A 20,724-nucleotide genomic window follows, 5' to 3' on the forward strand; every position below is an offset into this window, starting at 1 on the left:
AGCCACATTTTGCATTGCGGCAAGGGGGAAGTTGTCGGGGCGCCGACAATATGGTTGAGAAGGGAAAAGGCAACTGCAACGAGCGGATCGCCGCGCCGCGACGCTCCGCGCCAGGGAGACGCCCCATGCCCAATTCGGTCGCGGTCCTGATCGTCGCCGCAGGCCGCGGTTCGCGCCTGGCCGATGCAGCGGACGGGCTGCCCAAGCAGTATGTCGCCATCGGCGGCCGCCCGATCCTGAGCCATACCCTGGCCGCGGTCCTCTCCGCCCCCGGTATCGACTGTGTCCTCGTCGTCATCCACCCCGACGACCGCGACCTTTACGATCGCGCCGTCAAGCCGTTTTCTGCCGCCGAGCGCGCGCGCCTGCTGGCGCCGGCGCAAGGCGGCGCCACGCGTCAGGCCTCTGTCCGCGCCGGGTTGGAGGCGCTCGAAGCCCGCACACCCGACTTCGTGTTGGTGCACGACGCCGCCCGCCCGTTCGTCGGCGCCGACCTGATCGCCCGGGTTGTCGCAGGACTTGCCGACGGCGCGGATGCCGTCCTCGCCGCCGTGCCGGTCGTCGACACGCTCAAGCGGTCGCGCGGCGGGCTGTTCGTCGAGGACACCGTCGACCGCACGGGGCTGTGGGCGGCGCAAACGCCGCAGGGCTTCCGCTACCGCGCCATCCTCGACGCCCACCGGGCGGCGGTGTCCGCCAGCATGGACGGCTTCACCGACGACACGGCGGTTGCCGAATGGGCCGGCATGGCGGTGCACTTGATCGAAGGCGACGCCGGCAACTACAAGATCACGTCCAGGGGCGACCTGGAGCGCGCGAGACGGAGCCTGCCGATGACCGATTGGAACGCCTTGTCCGACATCAGGGTCGGCACCGGTTACGACGTCCATGCCTTCGAGGCTGGCGACGCCGTCGTCCTCGGCGGCATTTCCGTTCCCCATGAGCGCAGGCTGGCCGGCCATTCCGACGCCGACGTCGTTCTGCACGCCCTGACCGACGCCATTCTCGGCGCCATCGCCGAGCAGGACATCGGCGCCCATTTTCCGCCCTCGGATCCGCAATGGAAGGGGGTCGCGTCCGACCGCTTCCTGGTCCACGCGGTCGATCTGGTGCGCGCCCGCGGCGGCCGGATCGCCCATCTCGACGTCACCGTGGTGTGCGAAGTGCCGAAGATCGGCCCGGTTCGCGAAGCCATGCGCACCCGCATCGCAAGCATCTGCCGCCTGCCGGTCGGCCGTGTCTCCGTCAAGGCGACCACCTCGGAACGGCTCGGCTTCACCGGTCGCAAGGAAGGCATTGCGGCCCTGGCAACGGCGACCGTGCGTCTTCCCCCGCCCGACGAGGAGGAACCTGAATGACCGACATAGCGTCTCTGCTGCCCGAAGCGGAAAAGCTCGTCGCTGCCTGCCGCACCCGGGGAGTGATGCTCGCCGCCGCCGAATCCTGCACCGGCGGCTTGCTGTGCGGCCTGCTGACGGAAGTCTCCGGCGCTTCCGCGGTTCTCGACCGCGGCTTCGTCACCTATTCGAACGAGGCCAAGGCGGACATGCTCGGCGTTCCGGCCGACCTCATCGAGCGGCACGGAGCCGTCAGCCGGGAGGTCGCCCTCGCCATGGCGACCGGCGCGCTCGCGCGCTCACGGGCCGATATCGCCGTCTCGATCACGGGCATTGCCGGTCCGGGCGGCGGCAGCGCGGACAAGCCGGTCGGCACGGTCCATTTCGCGCTCGCGACACGCTCCGGAACGGCCGAACACAGCGCGCGCCTGTTCGACAACGCCGGCCGGGCCGGCATCCGTCGGGACGCCATCCGGCACGCGCTGGAACTTGTTTCAAATGCAATCTTTTGCCTGAAGCAATTCTAAAACCGGAGGCGCTAGGGTTCAGCTTCGCACAAGCTCCAGGTGCAGGCCTGCGCCGGTCGGAGGTTGCGCACCGCCCCTGGGGGTCTCATGAGGAAGTATCTGGCTGCACTTCTGCTTCTGGCGCTCGCGAGCGATCGGGCGTGGTCGCAGTCCCTCCCGAACCCGGGAGACTTTTTTCTGATTGCCCGGTTGCCGGACGGCAAGTTTCACGCAAGCCACAAGGTTCTGTCCGAGGCTCATGCCGACTTCCGCGAAGTCCGCTATTGCGGCCGTTCGTTCTGGGTCCGGCCGCTGACCGTCGCCTGGACCCAGGTGGAGGCGCAGAACAACCGCGAAGTGACCCTCGAATTCAACGAGGGGCGCGGCTGGCTGCCGATCTGCGCGAACCCGGAAAAGCAGGTAACCCTCGCTGATATCGGCATAATCGGCGATCCGTTCGACATCCTCCGCCTGGGTGAGACAACGGTCCAGTCGGAAAACCGCTTCTCGGCCATTCGCCGCTCCTTTTCCGATATCACCATCGCACCGCCGCAGCGGCCGACCTATCACAGTCGGTAACGGACTGCTTTATCCATTCGATATTGAATAAAATTTCATCGCAAAAAGTATCCATATGGACACCTGAACCGGCAACCTCTAGTAAATATTTAGAGGATCTGGCAAGGTTTAGCTGATAATTCTTCTTCACTATCGAAGTCATCGTTCCCATATCCCTCGAATCCGAGGGTCAAGAAGATGGCGATCCAGTGAGATACGTGTGCGGCGTGCCGCTCCTCCTGCTGCTTTCGATGGAACCGGTTGCGGCTCAGCCCCAGCCGGTGGCAGGAGAATATCACGTGATTTCCCGGGAAAATGGTTCGCGCTTCCGCGGCAGCCATCAGATCCTGAAGGCTGCTCAAGCGGGCTACTACAGGGTCCGCTACTGCGATCAGGAATACTGGGTCCTGCCGCGTACCGTGGCATGGGCCGAGAAGGAAGCTGCTCGCGGATACACGCTGCGGGTGGAATTCAGCCGCGGTCGCGGCTGGGTTCCGCTGTGCGAGTCGCCGCAGACCCAGGTCAGGCTCACCGACCTCGGCCTCGGCAAGGCCGCCGAGCAGATGACCCTCTCCGGCCTCGATCCGTCGTCCGGACGCCAGAACCGGCTGACAACGATCCGCCGGGCGTTCAACCCGAGGTGAACCACCCCGCCCACCTATCTGGCGGCGCGCGCGTCCTTGCACCCGTAGACCTCGTCGGCGCGCGCCTCGAAGGCCGAGACGAACTTGCGGAAGGCGAGATCGAACATCGCCCCCATCAGCGCCGCCAGGGTCCGGCTCCTGAAATCGTAGGAGATGAAGAAACCGACCTGGCACGACTCCGGTCCGGCCGGGACGAAGGTCCAGCGGTTCTCCAGATGCGTGAACGGCCCGTCGAGATACTCGACCAGGATTTCGCCCTTTTCGGGATCGAGCTGCACCCGGCTGGTGAAGGTTTCGCGGAACATCTTGTAGGCCACGGTCATGTCGGCGACGAGAACCTCCCGACCGTCGTCGAACGGCTTGCGGCCGCGAATGACGAGGCTGCGGCACAGCGGCACGAACTGCGGGTATTTCTCCACGTCCGCCACCAGGGCGAACATGTTCCTGGCGCTGTGCGCAACTTCGTGGATGGTGTGGAAAGACGGCATGGAAGACTGCGCCCTTACCTGCTGACGCGAGCGCTCGGCGCGCCGCCATGTCGCCCTGTCAGCGATCCCCTCACCGACCGAGCCTGGCCGCGCGCGCGGCCCTGAGATCGGCGAAGTCCTCGCCGGCGTGATGCGACGAGCGCGTCAACGGGCTGGCAGAGACCTTCAGGAACCCCTTGGCATAGGCGATCGTCTCGTAGGCCTTGAATTCCTCCGGCGTGACGAAGCCCATGACCGGATGATGCTTTTTCGACGGCTGCAGATACTGGCCGATGGTCAGGAAATCGACGTCCGCCGTCCTCAGGTCGTCCATCAGCTGAAGCACCTCGTTGCGCTCCTCACCGAGGCCAACCATGATGCCCGACTTGGTGAACATGGTCGGATCGAGCTCCTTGACCCGCTGCAGCAACCTGATGGAGTGGAAGTAGCGCGCGCCGGGCCGGACCTTGAGATATTTCGACGGCACCGTTTCCAGGTTGTGGTTGAACACGTCCGGCTTGGCCGCCACGACGATTTCCAGCGCGCCCTCCTTGCGCAGGAAGTCGGGCGTCAGCACCTCGATGGTTGTCTTCGGCGCGCCGGCGCGGATCGCGGCGATGACCTCGGCGAAATGGCGCGCGCCGCCGTCTTCAAGGTCGTCGCGATCGACCGAGGTGATCACCACGTGGTCGAGCCCCATGCTGGCGACCGCGCGCGCGATGCCCTCCGGCTCGTTGGGATCGACCGGACCCGGCATGCCGGTGCGCACGTTGCAGAAGGCGCAGGCGCGGGTGCAGGTGTCGCCGAGGATCATGAAGCTCGCATGCTTCTTCGACCAGCATTCGCCGATGTTCGGACAGCCGGCCTCCTCGCAGACGGTCACCAGCTTGTTCTGGCGCACAACCTCCTGGGTCTCGCGATAGACGGGCGAGGTCGGCGCCTTGACGCGGATCCAGGCCGGCTTGCGCTGCACCGGATTGTCCGGGCGATGCGCCTTTTCCGGGTGCCTCGGCTTGGCCTTGTCGGCCGGTTCGGTGCGCGTGAGCGTGTCGACGATGGTGACCATGGATCTCACATGTCCCTGTTGGGGCGGGACGTCAAGCCTTCAGTTCGCCGCACCGCCCTGCATTTCACACAGGCCCCGACAGGGCGGCGAGCCGTGCTGCCGTCGCCGCCGACAGCGGCCGGGAGCGACGCGTCGTCTCGTCCATCTGCACGATGACCGTGGTCGCCCGTGCCGCGCAGCGTCCGTCCTGGAAGATCGCCTGCTCGAGGGTGACCGAGCTGCTGCCGACCCGCGTCACCCGAGTGCCGATATCGACTGTGCCCGGCCACAGGATCTCCGACAGGAAGTCGAGTTCCAGCCGCGCGATGACGAAGGCGGCGCCCTTTTCCGTCAGCGGCCGGTCGCTGTCGTGCAGGATCTCGACCCGGCCGGTCTCCAGAAAGGTCGCGAACGCCGCGTTGTTGACGTGGCCCTGACGGTCGGTGTCGCCGTAGCGCAGTTTGTCGGTCGCCCAGACGGTGAACTCGGACGGCGTCGGCACGGCAATCGGCATGGGCTGGTCCTTTCCGCGGCTGATTCTGGCGCGGCAAGTCTAGCGCCGGATCTTGCGCCACAGGAACAGGAACACGACCGCGCCGACGGTCGCCAGCACGAGCTGGTCGACGAAGCCGCCGGTAATGTTGAGGCGCAGGATCTCGGCCAGCTTGCCGCCGACCAGGGCGCCGATCAGGCCGACCACCAGGCTGCCGAGGAAACCACCCCGGCTGTCGAGCACCCGGTGCGCCACTGCGCCGGCAATCAGGCCGACGACGATCCAGTAGACTATGCTCATTGGCCCCGTCTCCTCATTGGCGAAAAGAACACCCGCTGGCCCGCTCAGAGATTGAGCACCCGGCCGTAGGCGTCCAGCACGCTTTCTTTCATCATCTCCGACAGCGTTGGATGCGGGAAGACGGTGTGCATCAGGTCTTCCTCGGTCGTCTCCAGGTTCATGGCGACGACGAAGCCCTGGATGAGTTCGGTAACCTCCGCCCCGACCATGTGCGCGCCGAGCAGCTGGCCGGTCTTGGCGTCGAAGATGGTCTTGACCAGCCCGTCCGGCTCGCCGAGGGCGATCGCCTTGCCGTTGCCCATGAACGGGAAACGGCCGACCCGGATCTCGTAGCCCGCCTCTTTGGCCCTGGGCTCGGTCAGGCCGACCGAGGCGACCTGCGGATGGCAGTAGGTGCAGCCGGGGATCATCGCCTTGTTCATGGCGTGGACGTTGAGGCCCTTGATCTTCTCGATGCAGATGACGCCCTCGTGCTCCGCCTTGTGCGCGAGCATCGGCGGGCCGGCGACGTCGCCGATGGCGTAGATGCCGGGCACGCTGGTGCGGCCGTAGCCGTCGGTGACGACGCAACCGCGGTCGGTCTTCACGCCGAGCGCCTCGAGGCCGAGGTTCTCGATGTTGCCGACCACGCCGACCGCCGAGATCATCTTCTCCGCCGTCAGCTCCTGCATCTTGCCGTCCTTAGTCTCGACCGTGGCGACGACCTTGCCGCCGCCCTTCTTCACCGCCGACACCTTCGCCTCGGTGATAAACTTCAGACCCTGCTTTTCCATCTGCTTGCGGGCCAGGGCGGAGATCTCCGGATCCTCGACCGGCATGATGGTCGGCATCATCTCGATCACCGTCACTTCGGCGCCCATGGTCCGGTAGAAGGACGCGAACTCGATGCCGATGGCGCCGGAACCCATGACGATCAGCGACTTGGGCATCGCCGGCGGCACCATGGCCTCGAAATAGGTCCAGATGTCCTTGCCGTCCGGCTCGATGCCGGGGATGACGCGCGGGCGCGCGCCGGTCGCAACGATGATGTGCTTGGCCTTGTAGACGCCCTCGCCCCGGGTGCCCTTGGGCGCCGGGTGCTGCGGTTCGGCGGCCTTCTTGGTCGGCTTGGCGACGGTGACCTCGCCCGGCTTGGTGATCTTGCCCTCGCCCCAGAGGACGTCGACCTTGTTCTTCTTCATCAGGAAGCCGACGCCGCCGTTCAGCTGCCCCGACACGCCGCGCGAGCGCTTGACCACCGCTGCCGGATCGAACGAGACGTTGTCGGCCGACAGGCCGTAGTCCTTGGCGTGCTTCATGTAATGGTAGATCTCGGCCGAGCGCAGCAGCGCCTTGGTCGGGATGCAGCCCCAGTTGAGGCAGATGCCGCCCAGGTGCTCGCGCTCGACGATCGCCGTCTTGAAGCCGAGCTGCGCGGCGCGGATCGCGGTCACGTAGCCGCCCGGCCCCGAGCCGATGATGATGACGTCGTAAGCGGTGTCGGCCATGGTCGTTTCCTCGGAAAGTCGTAGGGAGGCATACGGCACGGCCCCACGAGCCGCGCCGTATGCCGGCGCCGTGCTCAGACGAGCATCGCCATCGGGTTCTCGATGTAGCGCTTGAAGGCGCCGATCAGTTCCGCGCCGAGCGCGCCGTCGACGGCCCGGTGGTCGGTCGACAGCGTCACCGTCATGACGGTCGCGATCGCCAGCGCGTCGTTCTTGACCACCGGCCGGCGCTCGCCCGAACCGACGGCCAGAATGGTCGCGTGCGGCGGGTTGACCACGGCGGCGAAGTCCTTGACGCCCATCATGCCCATGTTGGAAACCGCGGTCGTGCCGCCCTGGTATTCCTCGGGCTTGAGCTTGCGGTCCTTGGCCCGCTTGCCGAGATCCTTCATTTCGTTGGAAATGACCGAAAGCGGTTTCTGCTCGGCCTGGCGGATGATCGGCGTGATCAGGCCGCCGGGGATCGCCACCGCGACGCCGACGTCCGAATGCTTGTGTCTGACCATCGCCTGCTCGGTCCAGGACACGTTGGCGTCCGGCACGTCGCGCAGTGCCAGGGCCAGCGCCTTGATCACCATGTCGTTGACCGACAGCTTGTAGGCCGGCTGGTCGCCCTTCTTGGGCGCCGCGTCATTGATCTGGGTCCGCAGGGCGAGCAGCGCGTCGAGTTCGCAGTCGACCGACACGTAGAAATGCGGGATGGTCTGCTTGGACTCGGTGAGCCGCCTGGCGATCGTCTTCCTCATGCCGTCGTGCGGCACTAGCTCGTAGGAGCCTTCCTCGTAGAGCTTGAGCACTTGCTCGTCGGACGCCCCGGCGGCGAGCGCGGGCGCGGCCTTGGGCGCCGGGGCGTCGGCGGGGGTAGCCTTGCCGGTGCCGGCCTTTAGCGCCGTCTCGATGTCGCGCTGCACGACGCGCCCGTGCGGGCCGGTGCCGGCGAGCGCCTTGAGGTCGAGATTGTTCTGCGCCGCCAGCCGGCGCGCCAGCGGCGAGGCGAACACGCGCGCGCCGTCGGCCGCCCTGGGCGCCGGCGTCGGAGCGGGTGCCGTCGCCGGCGCGGCGGTCGAGCCGGCTGCCGCTGCCTCGCCGGACTGGGGGGCAGGCCGGGGCGCCGGTGCAGCGCCAGATCGCGGCCCCCGCGTCCTCGCCCTCGCCGGCGAGCACCGCGATCGGTGCGTTGACCTTGACGCCGGCCGTGCCGGCCGGCACCAGGATCCTGGCGACCGTGCCCTCGTCGACGGCTTCCACTTCCATGGTCGCCTTGTCGGTCTCGATCTCGGCGATCACGTCGCCGGCTGACACCGTGTCGCCTTCCTTGACCAGCCACTTGGCCAGGGTCCCCTCCTCCATGGTCGGGGACAGCGCCGGCATGGTGATTTCAATCGGCATCTCAGCCTCCCTCGCCTCAGGCCGTGTAGGTCACGGCTTTGACCGCGTCGATGACGTCCTTCACCGACGGCAGCGCCAGCTTCTCCAGGTTGGCCGCATAGGGCATCGGCACGTCCTTGCCGGTCACGCGCAGGATCGGCGCATCGAGATAGTCGAAGGCCTTCTCCTGCACCTGGTAGCCGATTTCCGACGATACCGAGCAGACCGGGAAGGCTTCCTCCACCGTCACGCAGCGTCCGGTCTTCCTGACCGAGGCGAGCACCGTGTCGATGTCGAGCGGCCGGATCGAGCGCAGGTTCACCACCTCCGCCGAGATGCCCATGCCGGCCAGTTCCTCGACCGCCTTCATCACGTAGGTCATGCCGATGCCCCAGGACACGATGGTAACATCGGTGCCGGCGCGCTCGACCTTCGCCTTGCCGATCGGCAGCACCAGATCATCGACCTTGGGTACCTCGAAGGACTGGCCATAGAGGATCTCGTTCTCCAGGAACACGACCGGGTTGGGGTCGCGGATCGCCGCCTTGAGCAGCCCCTTGGCGTCGGTTGCCGACCACGGCTGGATCACCTTCAGGCCCGGGATGTGGGCGTACCAGGAGGCATAGTCCTGGCTGTGCTGGGCGGCGACGCGCGCGGCCGCGCCGTTCGGGCCGCGGAACACGATCGGCGCGCCCATCTGGCCGCCGGACATGTACAGCGTCTTGGCGGCCGAGTTGATGATCTGGTCGATCGCCTGCATGGCGAAGTTGAAGGTCATGAACTCGACGATCGGCTTCAGCCCGGCCATCGCCGCGCCGACGCCGAGGCCGGCGAAGCCGTGCTCGGTGATCGGCGTGTCGATCACCCGCTTGGAGCCGAACTCGTCGAGCAGCCCCTGCGTGATCTTGTAGGCGCCCTGGTACTCGGCAACCTCCTCGCCCATGACGAAGACGCGCTCGTCGCGGCGCATCTCCTCGGCCATGGCGTCGCGCAGTGCCTCACGCACGGTCATCGACACCGTCTCGGTGCCGGCCGGGATCTCTGGGTCCTCGGCGGGCTTCGCCTGCGCCGGTGCGGCCGGCACGGGGGTCGCGCCTGCCGTAGCGGGCGCCGGTTCGGCTGCGGCCGGGGCCGCCGCGGCCGCCGGCGCCTCGGCCGCCGCAGCGTCCTCGCCCTCGGCGAGCAGCACAGCGATGCGCTCGTTGACCTTGACGTTCTCGGTGCCCGCCGGCACCAGGATCTTGCCGAGCACGCCCTCGTCGACGGCTTCCACCTCCATGGTTGCCTTGTCGGTCTCGATCTCGGCGATCACGTCGCCGGCGGAAACGGTCTCGCCCTCGGCCTTGAGCCACTTGGCGAGCTTGCCCTCCTCCATGGTCGGAGACAGGGCCGGCATCAGAATGTCGATCGGCATGGTATCCCCCGGCCTCAGAGCAGAATGTCGGTGTAGAGTTCGGACGGATCCGGCTCCGGATCGGTCTGCGCGAACTCCGCCGCCTCGGCGACCAGTGCGCGCACGTCCTTGTCGATCGCCTTCAGATCGTCTTCGCTCGCCCAGTCGTTCTCGATCAGCCGCGCCCGCACCTGCTCGATCGGATCGCGCTCGGTGCGCATCTTCTGCACCTCGTCCTTGGAGCGGTACTTCGCCGGGTCGGACATGGAATGGCCGCGGTAGCGGTAGGTGACCATCTCCAGGATGTAGGGGCCGTTGCCCTCCCGGCACCAGGCCAGCGCCTTGTCGGACGCCGCCTTAACGGCGCGCACGTCCATGCCGTCGACCTGCTCGCCCGGAATGCCGAAGGAGGCACCGCGCTGCGACAGGTCGGTGGTCGACGAGGCGCGCTCGACGCTCGTGCCCATGCCGTACTTGTTGTTCTCGATCACGTAGATGACCGGCAGCTTCCACAGTTGGGCCATGTTGAAGCTCTCGTAGACCTGGCCCTGGTTGGAGGCGCCGTCGCCGAAGAAGGTCATCGCGACGTTGCCGTTGCCGGTGTACTGGTTGGCGAAGGCGATGCCGGTGCCGAGCGACACCTGCGCGCCGACGATGCCGTGGCCGCCGTAGAAGTGCTTCTCCTTGGAGAACATGTGCATGGAGCCGCCCTTGCCCTTGGACAGGCCGCCCCTGCGTCCGGTCAGTTCCGCCATGACGCCCTTGGGGTCGAGATCCATGGCCAACATGTGGCCGTGGTCGCGGTAGCCGGTGATCATCTGGTCGCCGTCGGTCTTGGCCATCTGCATGCCGACGACGACGGCCTCCTGGCCGATGTAGAGATGGCAGAAGCCGCCGATCAGGCCCATGCCGTAGAGCTGGCCGGCCTTCTCCTCGAAGCGGCGGATCAGCAGCATCTCGCGATAGGCATGGAGTTCCTCGTCCCTGGAGAACTCGGCGATCGCAGGCGCGGCCGATTTGGCGGCGCCGCGGGGCCGGGGCGCTGCCTTGGAGCGCGTGCCGGCGGGTGTCTTTTTGGTAGCGGCCATGTCCCTCGTCTCAGCGTGGCGTTTCCCCTAGGAAAGCAAGCGGAGAGTAACCTGCCGACATTGTCAATCCAAGAGGCGGAACGACGGCTCCATATTTGATGCAAATTATTGTTTTCAAAAGAATTTATCTTAGTTAACTGGATATCGGTTTATCCTGCCTTGTTAGCTGTTTTTAAGTTATCGTCCGTGCCCATATCCGGGCCGCAAGATGGCCACCTCGTCGGCATGGACGAGGTTCAGGTTGAGCCGTGCGCGCTCGTCGATCATGTCGGGATCGAGGCTTTCCGGCCGCAGCAGACTGACGCGGGCAAAGAGTTCTTCGCGCTCGGTGACGACGACGGCCAGTTCCGCTTCCAGGTCGCGCACCTGGTGCTCGATGCGGGCGCGCCCGACCAGGCCGAACTCGCCGTTGAGGGCATGGAAGCCGAAATAGCCGAGTACCGCTAGGGCGGCGAAGGGAATGACGAGGCGGCGGAGGACGGACTTCTTGCGCTGGCGGGTGGTGGCGGGCACGGCCGGGACCTACACGAAACGAGGGGTCTCACTGGCGCATAGTGTGCCGAGTCACCCTTAACAGAGCGTTTCGCAGCCGCGTTATTGCCGGGCGGCTTCGACGCGCGGCGGCGTCCGGGGCGTCTGTGGAACAGGCCGGCGGCGTGCACGGCACGGTCCGACAACCCCTTGTAAAATGAACTTTTTCGTCAGGCCGCCGCCTTGTCCGCGCCCGCCAGACGAGCCAGCTTGGTCATGATCGTCGCCGTGCCTTTCAGCCGCTCGTCGGCGCTGGCCCAGTCGCGGGTGAACACGACCTTCTGGTCGGGCCGGATCTTGGCTAGCACGCCCTGCTCGGCGATGTAGCCGACCAGGGCAGCTGGGTTGGCGAATTCGTTGTTGCGGAAGCTGATCACCATGCCCTTCGGCCCGGTGTCGACCTTCTCGACGTTGGCCTTTCGGCAGAGGCCCTTGATGAAGACGATCTTGAGCAGGTGGCCGACCTCCTCGGGCAGCGGTCCGAAGCGGTCGATCAGTTCGGCGCCGAAGGCGTCGATCTCCTGCGCTTCGGCAAGGTCCGCGAGCCGCCGGTAGAGCGACAGCCGCAACTGCAGGTCGGGCACGTAGGCCTCGGGGATCAGCACCGGCGTGCCGACGTTGATCTGCGGCGACCAGTGCTCCTCGCCGGCCTCCGCGCCGCCGTCCTTCAGGCTCGCCACCGCCTCCTCAAGCATCTGCTGGTAGAGCTCGAAGCCGACCTCCCGGATATGGCCGGACTGTTCCTCGCCGAGCAGGTTGCCGGCGCCGCGGATGTCGAGGTCGTGGCTCGCCAGTTGGAAGCCGGCGCCGAGCGTGTCCAGCGACTGCAGCACCTTCAGCCGCCGCTCGGCGGTCGCGGTCAGCGTCTTGTTGGCCGGCACGGTGAACAGCGCATAGGCGCGCACCTTGGACCGTCCGACGCGCCCGCGCAGCTGGTAGAGCTGGGCCAGGCCGAACATGTCCGCCCGGTGCACGATCAGCGTGTTGGCGGTCGGGATGTCGAGGCCCGACTCGACGATCGTGGTCGACAGCAGAACGTCGTACTTTCCCTCGTAGAAAGCATTCATGACATCGTCGAGCTGGCCCGGCGCCATCTGGCCGTGGGCGACGGCCACCTTCACCTCCGGCACGCTCTCGGCGAGGAACTCGGCCGTCTCGGCCAGGTCGGATACGCGCGGACAGACGTAGAAGCTCTGGCCGCCGCGGTAGTGCTCGCGCAGCAGAGCCTCGCGCACGACGATCGGATCGAATGGCGACACGAAGGTCCTGACCGCCAGCCGGTCGACCGGCGGCGTCGCGATCAGCGACAGTTCGCGCACCCCCGTCAGCGCCAGCTGCAGCGTGCGCGGGATCGGCGTCGCGGACAGCGTCAGCACATGCACGTCGGCCTTCAGTTCCTTCAGCCGCTCCTTGTGCTTGACGCCGAAATGCTGTTCCTCGTCGATGATCAGCAGCCCCAGGTCGCGGAAGCCGATGCCCTTGCCGAGCAGCGCGTGCGTACCGATGACGATGTCGACCGAACCGTCGACGAGGCCTTTCCTGGTCTCGGCCAGGTCCTTGGCGCCGACCAGGCGCGAGGCCTGGGCGACGCGCACCGGCAGGCCGTGGAAGCGCTCGGCAAAGGTCTTGTAGTGCTGGCGGGCGAGCAGCGTGGTCGGCACCACCACCGCCACCTGCCGGCCGGACAGGGCGGCGACGAAGGCAGCGCGCAGCGCCACCTCGGTCTTGCCGAAGCCGACGTCGCCGCACACCAGCCGGTCCATCGGCCGCCCCGAGGCGAGATCGGCGAACACGGCATCAATGGCGTTGAGCTGGTCCTCCGTCTCCTCGTAGGGAAAGCGGGTGGCGAATTCGTCGTAGGCTCCCTCGGGCGTCTCCACCACCGGCGCCGTCTTCAGCGCCCGTGCCGCCGCGGTCCTGATCAGTCCGTCGGCGATCTCCAGGATGCGCTTCTTCATGCGCGCCTTGCGCGCCTGCCAGGCCCCGCCGCCCAGCCTGTCCAGCTGCGCCTCGGTCTCCTCCGAGCCGTAACGGGTCAGTAGTTCGATGTTCTCGACCGGCAGGTACAGCTTGTCGCCGCCGGCATATTGCAGTTCCAGGCAGTCGTGCGGCGCTCCCACCGCCTCGATCGTCTTCAGCCCGACGAACCGGCCGATGCCGTGGTCGACATGCACGACCAGGTCGCCTTCCGAAAGGGCGGTCGCCTCGGTCAGGACATTGGCACCCTTGGCCTTGCGCCGTCCCTTGCGCACCAGCCGGTCGCCGAGGATGTCCTGCTCGGCGATGAACGCCAGGTCGGCGATCTCGAAGCCGTGCTCGAGGCCGAGGACGGCAAGACCGGTCGTGCGCGCGTCGAGGCCGGCGATGTCCGCCTGGCTCTCCACCGGTACGGCCTGACCCAGTCCGTGATCGCCGAGAATCTGGCCGAGGCGGTCGCGCGAGCCGTCGCTCCAGCAGGCGATGACGACCGTCTTCCTCTCCTTCTGCAAGGCCCGCACGTGCCTGATCAGCGCGTCGAAGATGTTGACGTCGCCGGCGACCCGTTCGGCGGCGAAGGTGCGGCCCTGGCGGCCGCCCAGTTCGATCGTCTGCCTTCCCTGCCCCGGCGGCGGCGTGAAGGGATCGAGCAGGGAGCTCGCCGCGTCGGCGACCGCCGCGGTCCACTCATCCCTGCCAAGATAGAGCCCGTCCGGCTCGACCGGCAGATAGGGCACCGCGCCCGCGAGATGTCCGTTGTCCAGCGCATCCTTGCGCGCGGCATAGTGCTCGTCGACCTGATCGAACCGCTCGCGGGCCACGTCCGCAGCGGCCGAATCGAAGATAAGCGGCGTATCGCCGATAAAATCGAACAGCGTTTCGAGACGTTCGTGGAACAGCGGCAGCCAGTGCTCCATGCCGGGGTAGCGGCGCCCCTCGCTGATCGACTGATAGAGCACATCGTCGCGGCGCGCGGCGCCGAAGCGTGCGAGATAGGCACGGCGAAAGCGCGAGACGGCCTCCTCCGTGAGCACGACCTCGCTCATCGGCACGAGGTCGTGCCGCCTGAGCTGGCGCGTCGTTCGCTGGGTTTCGGGGTCGAACGCGCGGATCGATTCCAGCGTGTCGCCGAAGAAGTCCAGCCGCACCGGCTCGTCGGAGCCGGGCGCATACAGGTCGACGATGCCGCCGCGCACGGCGTATTCGCCGGTCTCGCGCACAGTCGGCGTGCGCGAGAAGCCGTTGAGATCGAGCCAGGCCGCGATCCGCGACAGATCGATCCGGTTGCCCGGCGCCAGCGAGAATGTCTGATGCGCCATCCAGTCGCGCGCCGGCATGCGCTGCACGGCAGCATTGCAGGTGGTCAGCAGGACGGTCTGGCTGTTCTGCGCCAGACCGCGCGCCAATGCGCCGAGCACCAGCAGCCGGCGCGCGCTGACCGCCGGCGTCGGCGACACCCGGTCGTAGGGCAGGCAGTCCCAGGCCGGCAGCTGCAGGACGTCCGTCGCGGGCGAGAAGAAGGCCAGCGCGTCGGCGATCATCTGCATGCGCGCGGCGTCGCGCGCCACGAACACCAGCGCCAGGCCGGCGCGGTCCGATTCGGCCAGCACCTTGGCGAGCGCATAGGCTTCCGCCCCGTCCGGCACGCCGGCGAGCGTGATGTTGCCCCGATGCTGCAGCAGGCTTTCGAACACGGCGGTTTTCTTCCTTTGGTCCGGTGCGGGACGGGCGGCGCCCGGTCCGTCTCAGAAGGGCTTGTCGGCGTGGAAGGCGAGGATGCGCCGGTAGAGGGGACGGTCTCGTTCCGCTGGCACGGGCGTGCGGCCGGTCATCCAGGAGAACAGGTCCTGGTCGTTGATGTCGAGCAGGTCCTCCAACTCGTCCAGTTCCGCGGTAGTCAGCGTCTCGATCTGCGCCTGGGCAAATCCGCCGAGCAGCAGGTCCATCTCCTTCATGCCGCGGTGCCAGCAGCGGAACAGGATCCGTTTCCTGCGCACCGCGTCGGCGGCGAGGGGATCGTGCGTGCCCTGCCCTTCCTCTGCCTTCATCGTTCCGTCTTTCCGCTTGCTGGAACCCCACGCCGCCCCCGCGCCGCCCTCAGGGCGGCTGGACCGGCTGGCCGTTCGTCCGCGTGTCGTCCCGCGCTATATAGACCCGCCGGCCGCGTCTGTCAGCGGGTCGGTGCCCGCCATTGCATCCGCCCGCGCTGGCGTGCCAAAACCGGCGGCACGTTCACAGGTGGAAGTCCATGCGCCCGTCGGTTCTCGATCCGCTCTTCGCTCCCGTGTCCGTCCTGCCGGGCGTCGGACCGAAGATCGCCAGGCTGTTCGCCACGCTGCTCGCCGATACACCGGGCCGGGAGCCGACGGTCGCCGACCTCCTGTTCCACCTGCCGCATTCGGTCATCGACCGGCGCAAGCGGCCCGGTGTCGCGCGCTGCGAGAACGGCGACGTCGTCACCCTCGACCTGGTCGTCGAGCGCCACCTGCCGTCGCCGCGCCACGGCAAGGCACCCTACCGCGTGCTGGCGTCGGATGCGACCGGCACCATCGCGCTGGTGTTCTTCCATCCTCGCCGCGACTGGCTCGAGACGGTGCTGCCCGAGGGCGCGCGTCGGATCGTCTCCGGCAAGGTCGAATGGTTCTCCGAGCGGCCCCAGATGGTCCACCCGGACTACATCCTGACGGCCGAGGAAGCCGAGGCGATGCGCGCCGTCGAGCCTGTCTATCCGATGACCGCCGGGCTGGCGCCGAAGACGCTGCAGAAGGCCGTGCTCGGGGCGCTGGAGCGCCTGCCGCTGCTGCCCGAATGGCTTGATCCCGCCTTCAAGGCGCGCCAAGGCTGGCCGGATTTCGACCAGGCGCTGCGCTTCGCGCACCGTCCGCGCGAGGCGAACGACCTTGTCCCGACGGGCGCCACCCTGCGCCGGCTGGCCTATGACGAATACCTCGCCAACCAGCTGGCGCTCGCGCTGGTACGCGCCAACATGCGCCAGCTCGGCGGCGAGGCGCGGCGCCCCGACGGCCGGCTGACGGCGAGGATCCTCGCCGCCCTGCCCTATGCGCTGACCGCCGGACAGCAGCAGGCCGTGCGCGAGATCGAGGCCGATCTGAGGAGCCCGCACCGCATGCTGCGCCTGCTGCAGGGCGACGTCGGCGCGGGCAAGACCGTGGTCGCCCTGCTCGCCATGGCCGCGGTGATCGAAACGGGCGCCCAGGCCGTGCTGATGGCGCCGACCGAGATCCTCGCCCGCCAGCATTTCGCCTCGATGGAACCGCTCTGCCGCGCCGCCGGCATCCGCATCGCGGTGCTGACCGGCCGCGACAGCGCGAAGACGCGCCGGGACACCCAGGATGCCCTGCAGTCCGGCACAATCGACCTGGTCGTCGGCACCCATGCGCTGTTCCAGGGCAGCGTCGCCTTCCGCAATCTCGGCATCGCCGTGGTCGACGAGCAGCACCGCTTCGGCGTCCACCAGCGCCTCGCCCTGTCCGCCAAGGGCCGCGGCGTCGATGTCCTCGTGATGACCGCCACGCCGATCCCGCGCACCCTGGTGCTGACCTGCTTCGGCGACATGGACGTCTCGCGCCTGACCGAGAAACCGGCCGGCCGCAAGCCGGTCACCACGGTATCCGTCTCGCTTGACCGCATGGGCGAGATGGTCGCGCGCATCAAGGCTGCCGTCGCCGAGGGCCAGAAGGTCTACTGGGTCTGCCCGCTGGTCGAGGAATCGGAAAAGACCGACCTCGCCGCCGTCGAGGACCGGCACCGGCACCTGTCGCAGGAACTGAAGGTGCCCGTCGCGCTCGTGCACGGCCGCATGAGCGGCGAGGAAAAGGACGCGGCGATGACCGCCTTCAAGGACGGTGCCGCCCGCGTCCTGGTCGCCACCACGGTGATTGAGGTCGGCGTCGACGTGCCGGACGCGACGATCATCGTCATAGAGCACGCGGAACGTTTCGGCCTCGCCCAGTTACACCAGCTTCGCGGCCGGGTCGGGCGCGGCGACCGGCCGTCGTCCTGCGTCCTGCTGTACAAGGGACCGCTCGGCGAAACCGCCGCCGCGCGGCTGTCGGTGATGCGCGAGACCAACGACGGGTTCCTGATCGCCGAGGAGGACCTGCGCCTGCGCGGCGAGGGCGAGATCCTCGGCACGCGCCAGTCCGGCACGCCCGGCTTCCGCCTCGCGCGGCTTGAGGCCCACGGCGACCTGATGGAGATCGCCCGCGACGACGCCCGGCTGGTGCTGGAGACCGACCCCGACCTCAAGGGACCGCGCGGCGCGGCCCTGCGCTGCCTGCTCTATCTCTTCTCCCGCGACGAGGCGATCCGGCTGCTGCGGGCGGGCTGACGGTTCGGTCTCGAAACGGGCGGCCTCAGGCGTCGCCGGCGAGCCGGGCCGCTCTGGCGCGCCTGTCCGCCGCGATCGCGTCCTGAACCGCCTTGGGATAGTCCGGACTGACGAGGCCGGCCGAGATCACCAGCTTGGCCGCATCCTCCACCGACATCGCGAGTTCGATGACGTCGCTCTTCGGCACGTAGAGCAGGAAGCCCGAGGTCGGGTTCGGCGTCGTCGGCAGGAACACGGCGATGGTCTCGGCGAAGTCGGACAGCCGGTCGGCGACTTCGCCCTTGGGCGAGGTCGAGACGAACACGATCGCCCACATGCCCCTGCGCGGATATTCGATGATCGCCGCCTTCTTGAAGCTGCTGCCCCGTTCGTCGAGCACGGTCTGGAAGATCTGCTTCAGGCCGTTGTAGAGGTTGCGCACCAGCGGCATCCGCCCGACAAGGAATTCGCCGTAGGAGATCAGTGTCCGGCCGGCGATGTTGGCGGCCAGGAAGCCGAGCACCGACAGCACGATGAAGGCGACGATCAGGCCGAAGCCGGGCACCGGGAACGGCAGGTAGGTGTCCGGATTGTAGCCCTTGGGCACGAACGGTTTCACCCAGCCGTCCACCCACTGGATGAACGACCAGGTCAGCCACAGGGTGATGCCGATCGGGCCGGCGATCACAAGGCCTGTTAGGAAATAATTCCTTAACCGTGTCATGAATCCGATTCGGTGCGGCTTCACCCTGATGGGGTCTTCGGACGGTTGCGGATCGGCAGCGCCAGTCATGTTGCTTGTCCCGGACCAGACGAAACAGCGTCGCAAACTCTTGCGTCGTTCCTAAATAAGGGGCATTGCACAAAAACGGTATCCGTCACTCCGGAATATTTTTCGGCGGCCGGAACGACAGGACCGCAAGCAGGAGGCTCTCTGGGTGCGGCGGACCGCCTACAGGCTGGCAGGATTCGGATGCGTCGGACTGGGCATCGTCGGCGCTTTCCTGCCGCTGCTGCCGACGACGATCTTCTTCATCCTGGCCGCAGGCTTCTTCGCCCGCTCGTCGCCGGAACTGGAGGCGCGCATTCTCGACCATCCGCAGTTCGGCCCGCCGGTGCGGGCCTGGCGTGAGCATGGCGTCATTCCGCCGCGCGCCAAGGCCTTCGCGATCCTCGGCATGACCATGGGCTATGCCATCTTTCTGGTCGGTTCCGGCGCCGGCCCGCTCCTTGCCGCTGCGGTCGCCGTGTTCATGCTCGCCAGCGCCGCCTATGTGCTCAGCCGCCCCTCGCGGCCCGGCTGAGCACGGGGCTGGGCCGCGCGCTACTCGACAGTCACCGACTTGGCCAGGTTGCGCGGCTGGTCGACGTCCGTGCCCATGAACACCGCCGTGTGATAGGCGATCAGCTGGATCGGAATCGCATAGACGATCGGCGACAGGATCTCCGGCATCTCCGGCAGGACGATGCGGTCCTTGTGGCCCAGGCCCGACGCCTCGCCCCCCTTGTCGTCGGTGACCAGCAGGATCCTGCCGCCCCGCGCGGCGACCTCCTGCATGTTGGAGACGGTCTTCTCGTAGATCGAATCGTGCGGCGCAATGACGATGACAGGAATATTTTCCTCGATCAGCGCGATCGGCCCGTGCTTCAGTTCTCCCGCCGCATAGCCTTCGGCGTGGATGTAGGACAGTTCCTTGAGCTTGAGCGCGCCTTCCAGCGCCAGTGGATAGTTGGTGCTGCGTCCCAGGTAGAGCAGGTCCTTGGCGCGCGCGAGGCTCGGCGCCAGGCGCTCGATCTGCGCCTCCAGCTTGAGCGCCTGCACCGCCCGCCCCGGCGCCTCGGCCAGGGCGCCGACGAGTTCCGCCTCCTGGGCGTCGCTGAGATGTCCGCGCTGGCGGCCGGCGAGGATCGCCAGCGACGCCAGCACCGCCAGCTGGCAGGTGAAGGCCTTGGTCGAGGCGACGCCGATCTCCGGCCCGGCGATGGTCGGGAACACCACGTCGGCCTCGCGCGCGATGGTCGATTCCGGCACGTTGACCACCGCGCCGATGGTCAGGCCGTGCTGCCTGCAGTAGCGCAGCGAGGCCAGCGTGTCGGCGGTTTCGCCCGACTGCGAGATGAACAGCGCCAGTTCGCCTTCCGAGACCGGCAGTTCGCGGTAGCGGAACTCCGAGGCGATGTCGATTTCGACGGGCAGGCGCGCGTAGCGTTCGAACCAGTACTTGCCGATCAGGCCGGCGTAGAACGCCGTGCCGCAGGCCGAAATGACCAGACGGGTCAGCTTGGAGAAGTCGATCGCGGCACCGTCCGGCAGCTTCGCCTTCTTGGCGCCGAGATCAAGGTAGCGCGACAGCGTGTGGCCGATCACCTCGGGCTGCTCGTGGATCTCCTTGGCCATGTAATGACGGTAGTTGCCCTTGTCGATCATGACTGCGCCGACGGTGGACCTGCTTTCGGCGCGCGTCACCGGCCTGTTGTCGCGGTCGTAGACCTGCGCGCCCGTGCGCGTCACCACCACCCAGTCGCCCTCGTCGAGATAGGTGATCCGGTCGGTGAACGGCGACAGCGCGATGGCGTCGGAGCCGAGGAACATCTCGCCGCTGCCGTGGCCGACCGCGAGCGGCGAGCCGCGGCGCGCGCCGATCAGAAGCTCGTCGTGGCCGTCGAACAGGAACACCAGCGCGAAGGCGCCGCGCAGCCGCGGCAGCACCCTGCCGACCGCCTCCTGCGGGCTGAGGCCGTCGGCGAGTTCCGCCGCCACCAGCAGCGCGGCCACCTCCGTGTCGGTCTCGGTGACGGGATGAAGTCCCCGGGCGACCGCCTCCTCGCGCAGGGCGAGGTAGTTCTCGATGATGCCGTTGTGCACCACCGCCACGCCGCCGCTGGCATGCGGATGGGCGTTGTCGACGGTCGGCGCCCCATGCGTCGCCCAGCGGGTGTGGCCGATGCCGATGGTGCCCGCGAGCGGGCTCTTGTGCAGCAGCGCCTCAAGGTTGCGCAGCTTGCCCTCTGCGCGCCGGCGCGTCAGCACGCCGCCTTCCAGCGTCGCCACCCCGGCCGAATCGTAGCCCCGGTATTCGAGGCGCTTGAGTGCATCGACGAGGCGCGAGGCGACCTCCGACGTGCCGACGATACCGACAATCCCGCACATGAATGATTTGCTCCGCAACGGCTGAAGGACGCCTCCGTGTAGACGAAAG

Annotated in this window: 18 protein-coding genes and 1 pseudogene; 6 read left to right on the top strand and 13 right to left on the bottom strand. The window is 67.5% G+C overall.

Translation table 11 applies throughout. The annotated features are described in order from the left end of the window. Positions 1-125 precede the first annotated feature (125 nt). From SL003B_RS11680 to SL003B_RS11695, 4 genes are all read left to right on the top strand, one after another. Positions 126-1,358, top strand: coding sequence for a bifunctional 2-C-methyl-D-erythritol 4-phosphate cytidylyltransferase/2-C-methyl-D-erythritol 2,4-cyclodiphosphate synthase (locus SL003B_RS11680; protein WP_013653050.1), 1,233 nt, complete (start codon positions 126-128; stop codon positions 1,356-1,358). Further along, positions 1,355-1,864 (top strand): CinA family protein, encoded by a 510-nt coding sequence (locus tag SL003B_RS11685; protein ID WP_013653051.1) that lies wholly within the window; start codon positions 1,355-1,357, stop codon positions 1,862-1,864. Before SL003B_RS11680 ends, SL003B_RS11685 begins: the two co-directional genes overlap by 4 nt. Positions 1,865-1,951: 87 nt before the next feature. Further along, positions 1,952-2,422, top strand: a complete 471-nt coding sequence (locus SL003B_RS11690) for a hypothetical protein (RefSeq protein WP_013653052.1) — start codon at positions 1,952-1,954, stop codon at positions 2,420-2,422. 278 nt (positions 2,423-2,700) lie between these two features. Then, positions 2,701-3,045, top strand: a complete 345-nt coding sequence (locus tag SL003B_RS11695) for a hypothetical protein (protein ID WP_013653053.1) — start codon at positions 2,701-2,703, stop codon at positions 3,043-3,045. Between the two features lie 14 nt (positions 3,046-3,059). Here SL003B_RS11695 and SL003B_RS11700 read toward each other — a convergent pair whose 3' ends face one another. The 11 genes and pseudogenes from SL003B_RS11700 to SL003B_RS11750 form a co-directional block, all read right to left on the bottom strand. Then, positions 3,060-3,533, bottom strand: coding sequence for a type II toxin-antitoxin system RatA family toxin (locus SL003B_RS11700; RefSeq protein ID WP_013653054.1), 474 nt, complete (start codon positions 3,531-3,533; stop codon positions 3,060-3,062). 70 nt (positions 3,534-3,603) lie between these two features. Then, the gene (gene lipA / locus SL003B_RS11705; RefSeq protein WP_013653055.1) at positions 3,604-4,578 is read right to left on the bottom strand and encodes a lipoyl synthase; all 975 of its coding nucleotides are present in this window, start codon (positions 4,576-4,578) and stop codon (positions 3,604-3,606) included. Positions 4,579-4,642: 64 nt separating this feature from the next. Beyond that, a complete protein-coding gene (locus SL003B_RS11710; RefSeq protein WP_013653056.1) occupies positions 4,643-5,071 on the bottom strand; it encodes an acyl-CoA thioesterase in 429 nt (142 codons plus the stop codon). Positions 5,072-5,110: 39 nt separating this feature from the next. Further along, positions 5,111-5,350, bottom strand: coding sequence for a GlsB/YeaQ/YmgE family stress response membrane protein (locus tag SL003B_RS11715; RefSeq protein WP_013653057.1), 240 nt, complete (start codon positions 5,348-5,350; stop codon positions 5,111-5,113). A gap of 44 nt (positions 5,351-5,394) precedes the next feature. Beyond that, positions 5,395-6,837: a dihydrolipoyl dehydrogenase gene (gene lpdA / locus SL003B_RS11720; RefSeq protein ID WP_013653058.1), complete on the bottom strand. Its 1,443-nt coding sequence runs from the start codon at positions 6,835-6,837 to the stop codon at positions 5,395-5,397. Positions 6,838-6,911: 74 nt separating this feature from the next. After that, positions 6,912-8,226: pseudogene (locus SL003B_RS11725) on the bottom strand (pyruvate dehydrogenase complex dihydrolipoamide acetyltransferase). 16 nt (positions 8,227-8,242) lie between these two features. After that, entirely contained in the window at positions 8,243-9,619 is a 1,377-nt protein-coding gene (locus tag SL003B_RS11730; protein ID WP_013653060.1) for a pyruvate dehydrogenase complex E1 component subunit beta, read from the bottom strand. Positions 9,620-9,633: 14 nt separating this feature from the next. Further along, entirely contained in the window at positions 9,634-10,686 is a 1,053-nt protein-coding gene (gene pdhA / locus SL003B_RS11735) for a pyruvate dehydrogenase (acetyl-transferring) E1 component subunit alpha (RefSeq protein ID WP_013653061.1), read from the bottom strand. 177 nt (positions 10,687-10,863) lie between these two features. Beyond that, entirely contained in the window at positions 10,864-11,199 is a 336-nt protein-coding gene (locus SL003B_RS11740; RefSeq protein WP_013653062.1) for an FtsB family cell division protein, read from the bottom strand. Positions 11,200-11,387: 188 nt separating this feature from the next. Next, positions 11,388-14,888 carry a transcription-repair coupling factor gene (mfd, locus tag SL003B_RS11745; protein WP_013653063.1) on the bottom strand — a complete coding sequence of 1,167 codons (3,501 nt, stop codon included), beginning with the start codon at positions 14,886-14,888 and terminating at the stop codon, positions 11,388-11,390. Between the two features lie 51 nt (positions 14,889-14,939). Next, on the bottom strand, positions 14,940-15,242 hold the full coding sequence (locus tag SL003B_RS11750; RefSeq protein ID WP_013653064.1) for an FAD assembly factor SdhE: 303 nt from the start codon (positions 15,240-15,242) through the stop codon (positions 14,940-14,942). Positions 15,243-15,442: 200 nt separating this feature from the next. Between SL003B_RS11750 and recG the strand changes: the two genes are divergently transcribed. Next, entirely contained in the window at positions 15,443-17,545 is a 2,103-nt protein-coding gene (recG, locus tag SL003B_RS11755) for an ATP-dependent DNA helicase RecG (RefSeq protein ID WP_013653065.1), read from the top strand. A 25-nt stretch (positions 17,546-17,570) separates the two neighbouring features. Here the strand turns inward: recG and SL003B_RS11760 are convergent, their stop codons facing one another. After that, positions 17,571-18,248 (bottom strand): DUF502 domain-containing protein, encoded by a 678-nt coding sequence (locus tag SL003B_RS11760; protein ID WP_169313680.1) that lies wholly within the window; start codon positions 18,246-18,248, stop codon positions 17,571-17,573. A 214-nt stretch (positions 18,249-18,462) separates the two neighbouring features. Here SL003B_RS11760 and SL003B_RS11765 point away from each other — a divergent pair, with 214 nt between their 5' ends. Next, entirely contained in the window at positions 18,463-18,828 is a 366-nt protein-coding gene (locus tag SL003B_RS11765) for a YbaN family protein (protein WP_013653067.1), read from the top strand. Positions 18,829-18,848: 20 nt separating this feature from the next. On the opposite strand, the gene glmS is transcribed toward SL003B_RS11765, so the two are convergent. Continuing rightward, positions 18,849-20,675 (bottom strand): glutamine--fructose-6-phosphate transaminase (isomerizing), encoded by a 1,827-nt coding sequence (gene glmS / locus SL003B_RS11770; protein ID WP_013653068.1) that lies wholly within the window; start codon positions 20,673-20,675, stop codon positions 18,849-18,851. Positions 20,676-20,724: the final 49 nt, after the last annotated feature.

Source organism: Polymorphum gilvum SL003B-26A1 (genome assembly GCF_000192745.1).
Lineage (GTDB): Bacteria > Pseudomonadota > Alphaproteobacteria > Rhizobiales > Stappiaceae > Polymorphum > Polymorphum gilvum.

Excerpts from the sequence above, each read along its gene's own strand:
- glmS (WP_013653068.1), bottom strand. The coding sequence starts at position 20,675 with ATGTGCGGGATTGTCGGTATCGTCGGCACGTCGGAGGTCGCCTCGCGC.
- lpdA (WP_013653058.1), bottom strand. The coding sequence starts at position 6,837 with ATGGCCGACACCGCTTACGACGTCATCATCATCGGCTCGGGGCCGGGC.
- SL003B_RS11685 (WP_013653051.1), top strand. The coding sequence starts at position 1,355 with ATGACCGACATAGCGTCTCTGCTGCCCGAAGCGGAAAAGCTCGTCGCT.
- SL003B_RS11680 (WP_013653050.1), top strand. The coding sequence starts at position 126 with ATGCCCAATTCGGTCGCGGTCCTGATCGTCGCCGCAGGCCGCGGTTCG.
- SL003B_RS11730 (WP_013653060.1), bottom strand. The coding sequence starts at position 9,619 with ATGCCGATCGACATTCTGATGCCGGCCCTGTCTCCGACCATGGAGGAG.
- SL003B_RS11750 (WP_013653064.1), bottom strand. The coding sequence starts at position 15,242 with ATGAAGGCAGAGGAAGGGCAGGGCACGCACGATCCCCTCGCCGCCGAC.
- SL003B_RS11690 (WP_013653052.1), top strand. The coding sequence starts at position 1,952 with ATGAGGAAGTATCTGGCTGCACTTCTGCTTCTGGCGCTCGCGAGCGAT.
- SL003B_RS11700 (WP_013653054.1), bottom strand. The coding sequence starts at position 3,533 with ATGCCGTCTTTCCACACCATCCACGAAGTTGCGCACAGCGCCAGGAAC.
- lipA (WP_013653055.1), bottom strand. The coding sequence starts at position 4,578 with ATGGTCACCATCGTCGACACGCTCACGCGCACCGAACCGGCCGACAAG.
- SL003B_RS11710 (WP_013653056.1), bottom strand. The coding sequence starts at position 5,071 with ATGCCGATTGCCGTGCCGACGCCGTCCGAGTTCACCGTCTGGGCGACC.
- pdhA (WP_013653061.1), bottom strand. The coding sequence starts at position 10,686 with ATGGCCGCTACCAAAAAGACACCCGCCGGCACGCGCTCCAAGGCAGCG.
- recG (WP_013653065.1), top strand. The coding sequence starts at position 15,443 with ATGCGCCCGTCGGTTCTCGATCCGCTCTTCGCTCCCGTGTCCGTCCTG.
- SL003B_RS11760 (WP_169313680.1), bottom strand. The coding sequence starts at position 18,248 with ATGACACGGTTAAGGAATTATTTCCTAACAGGCCTTGTGATCGCCGGC.
- SL003B_RS11715 (WP_013653057.1), bottom strand. The coding sequence starts at position 5,350 with ATGAGCATAGTCTACTGGATCGTCGTCGGCCTGATTGCCGGCGCAGTG.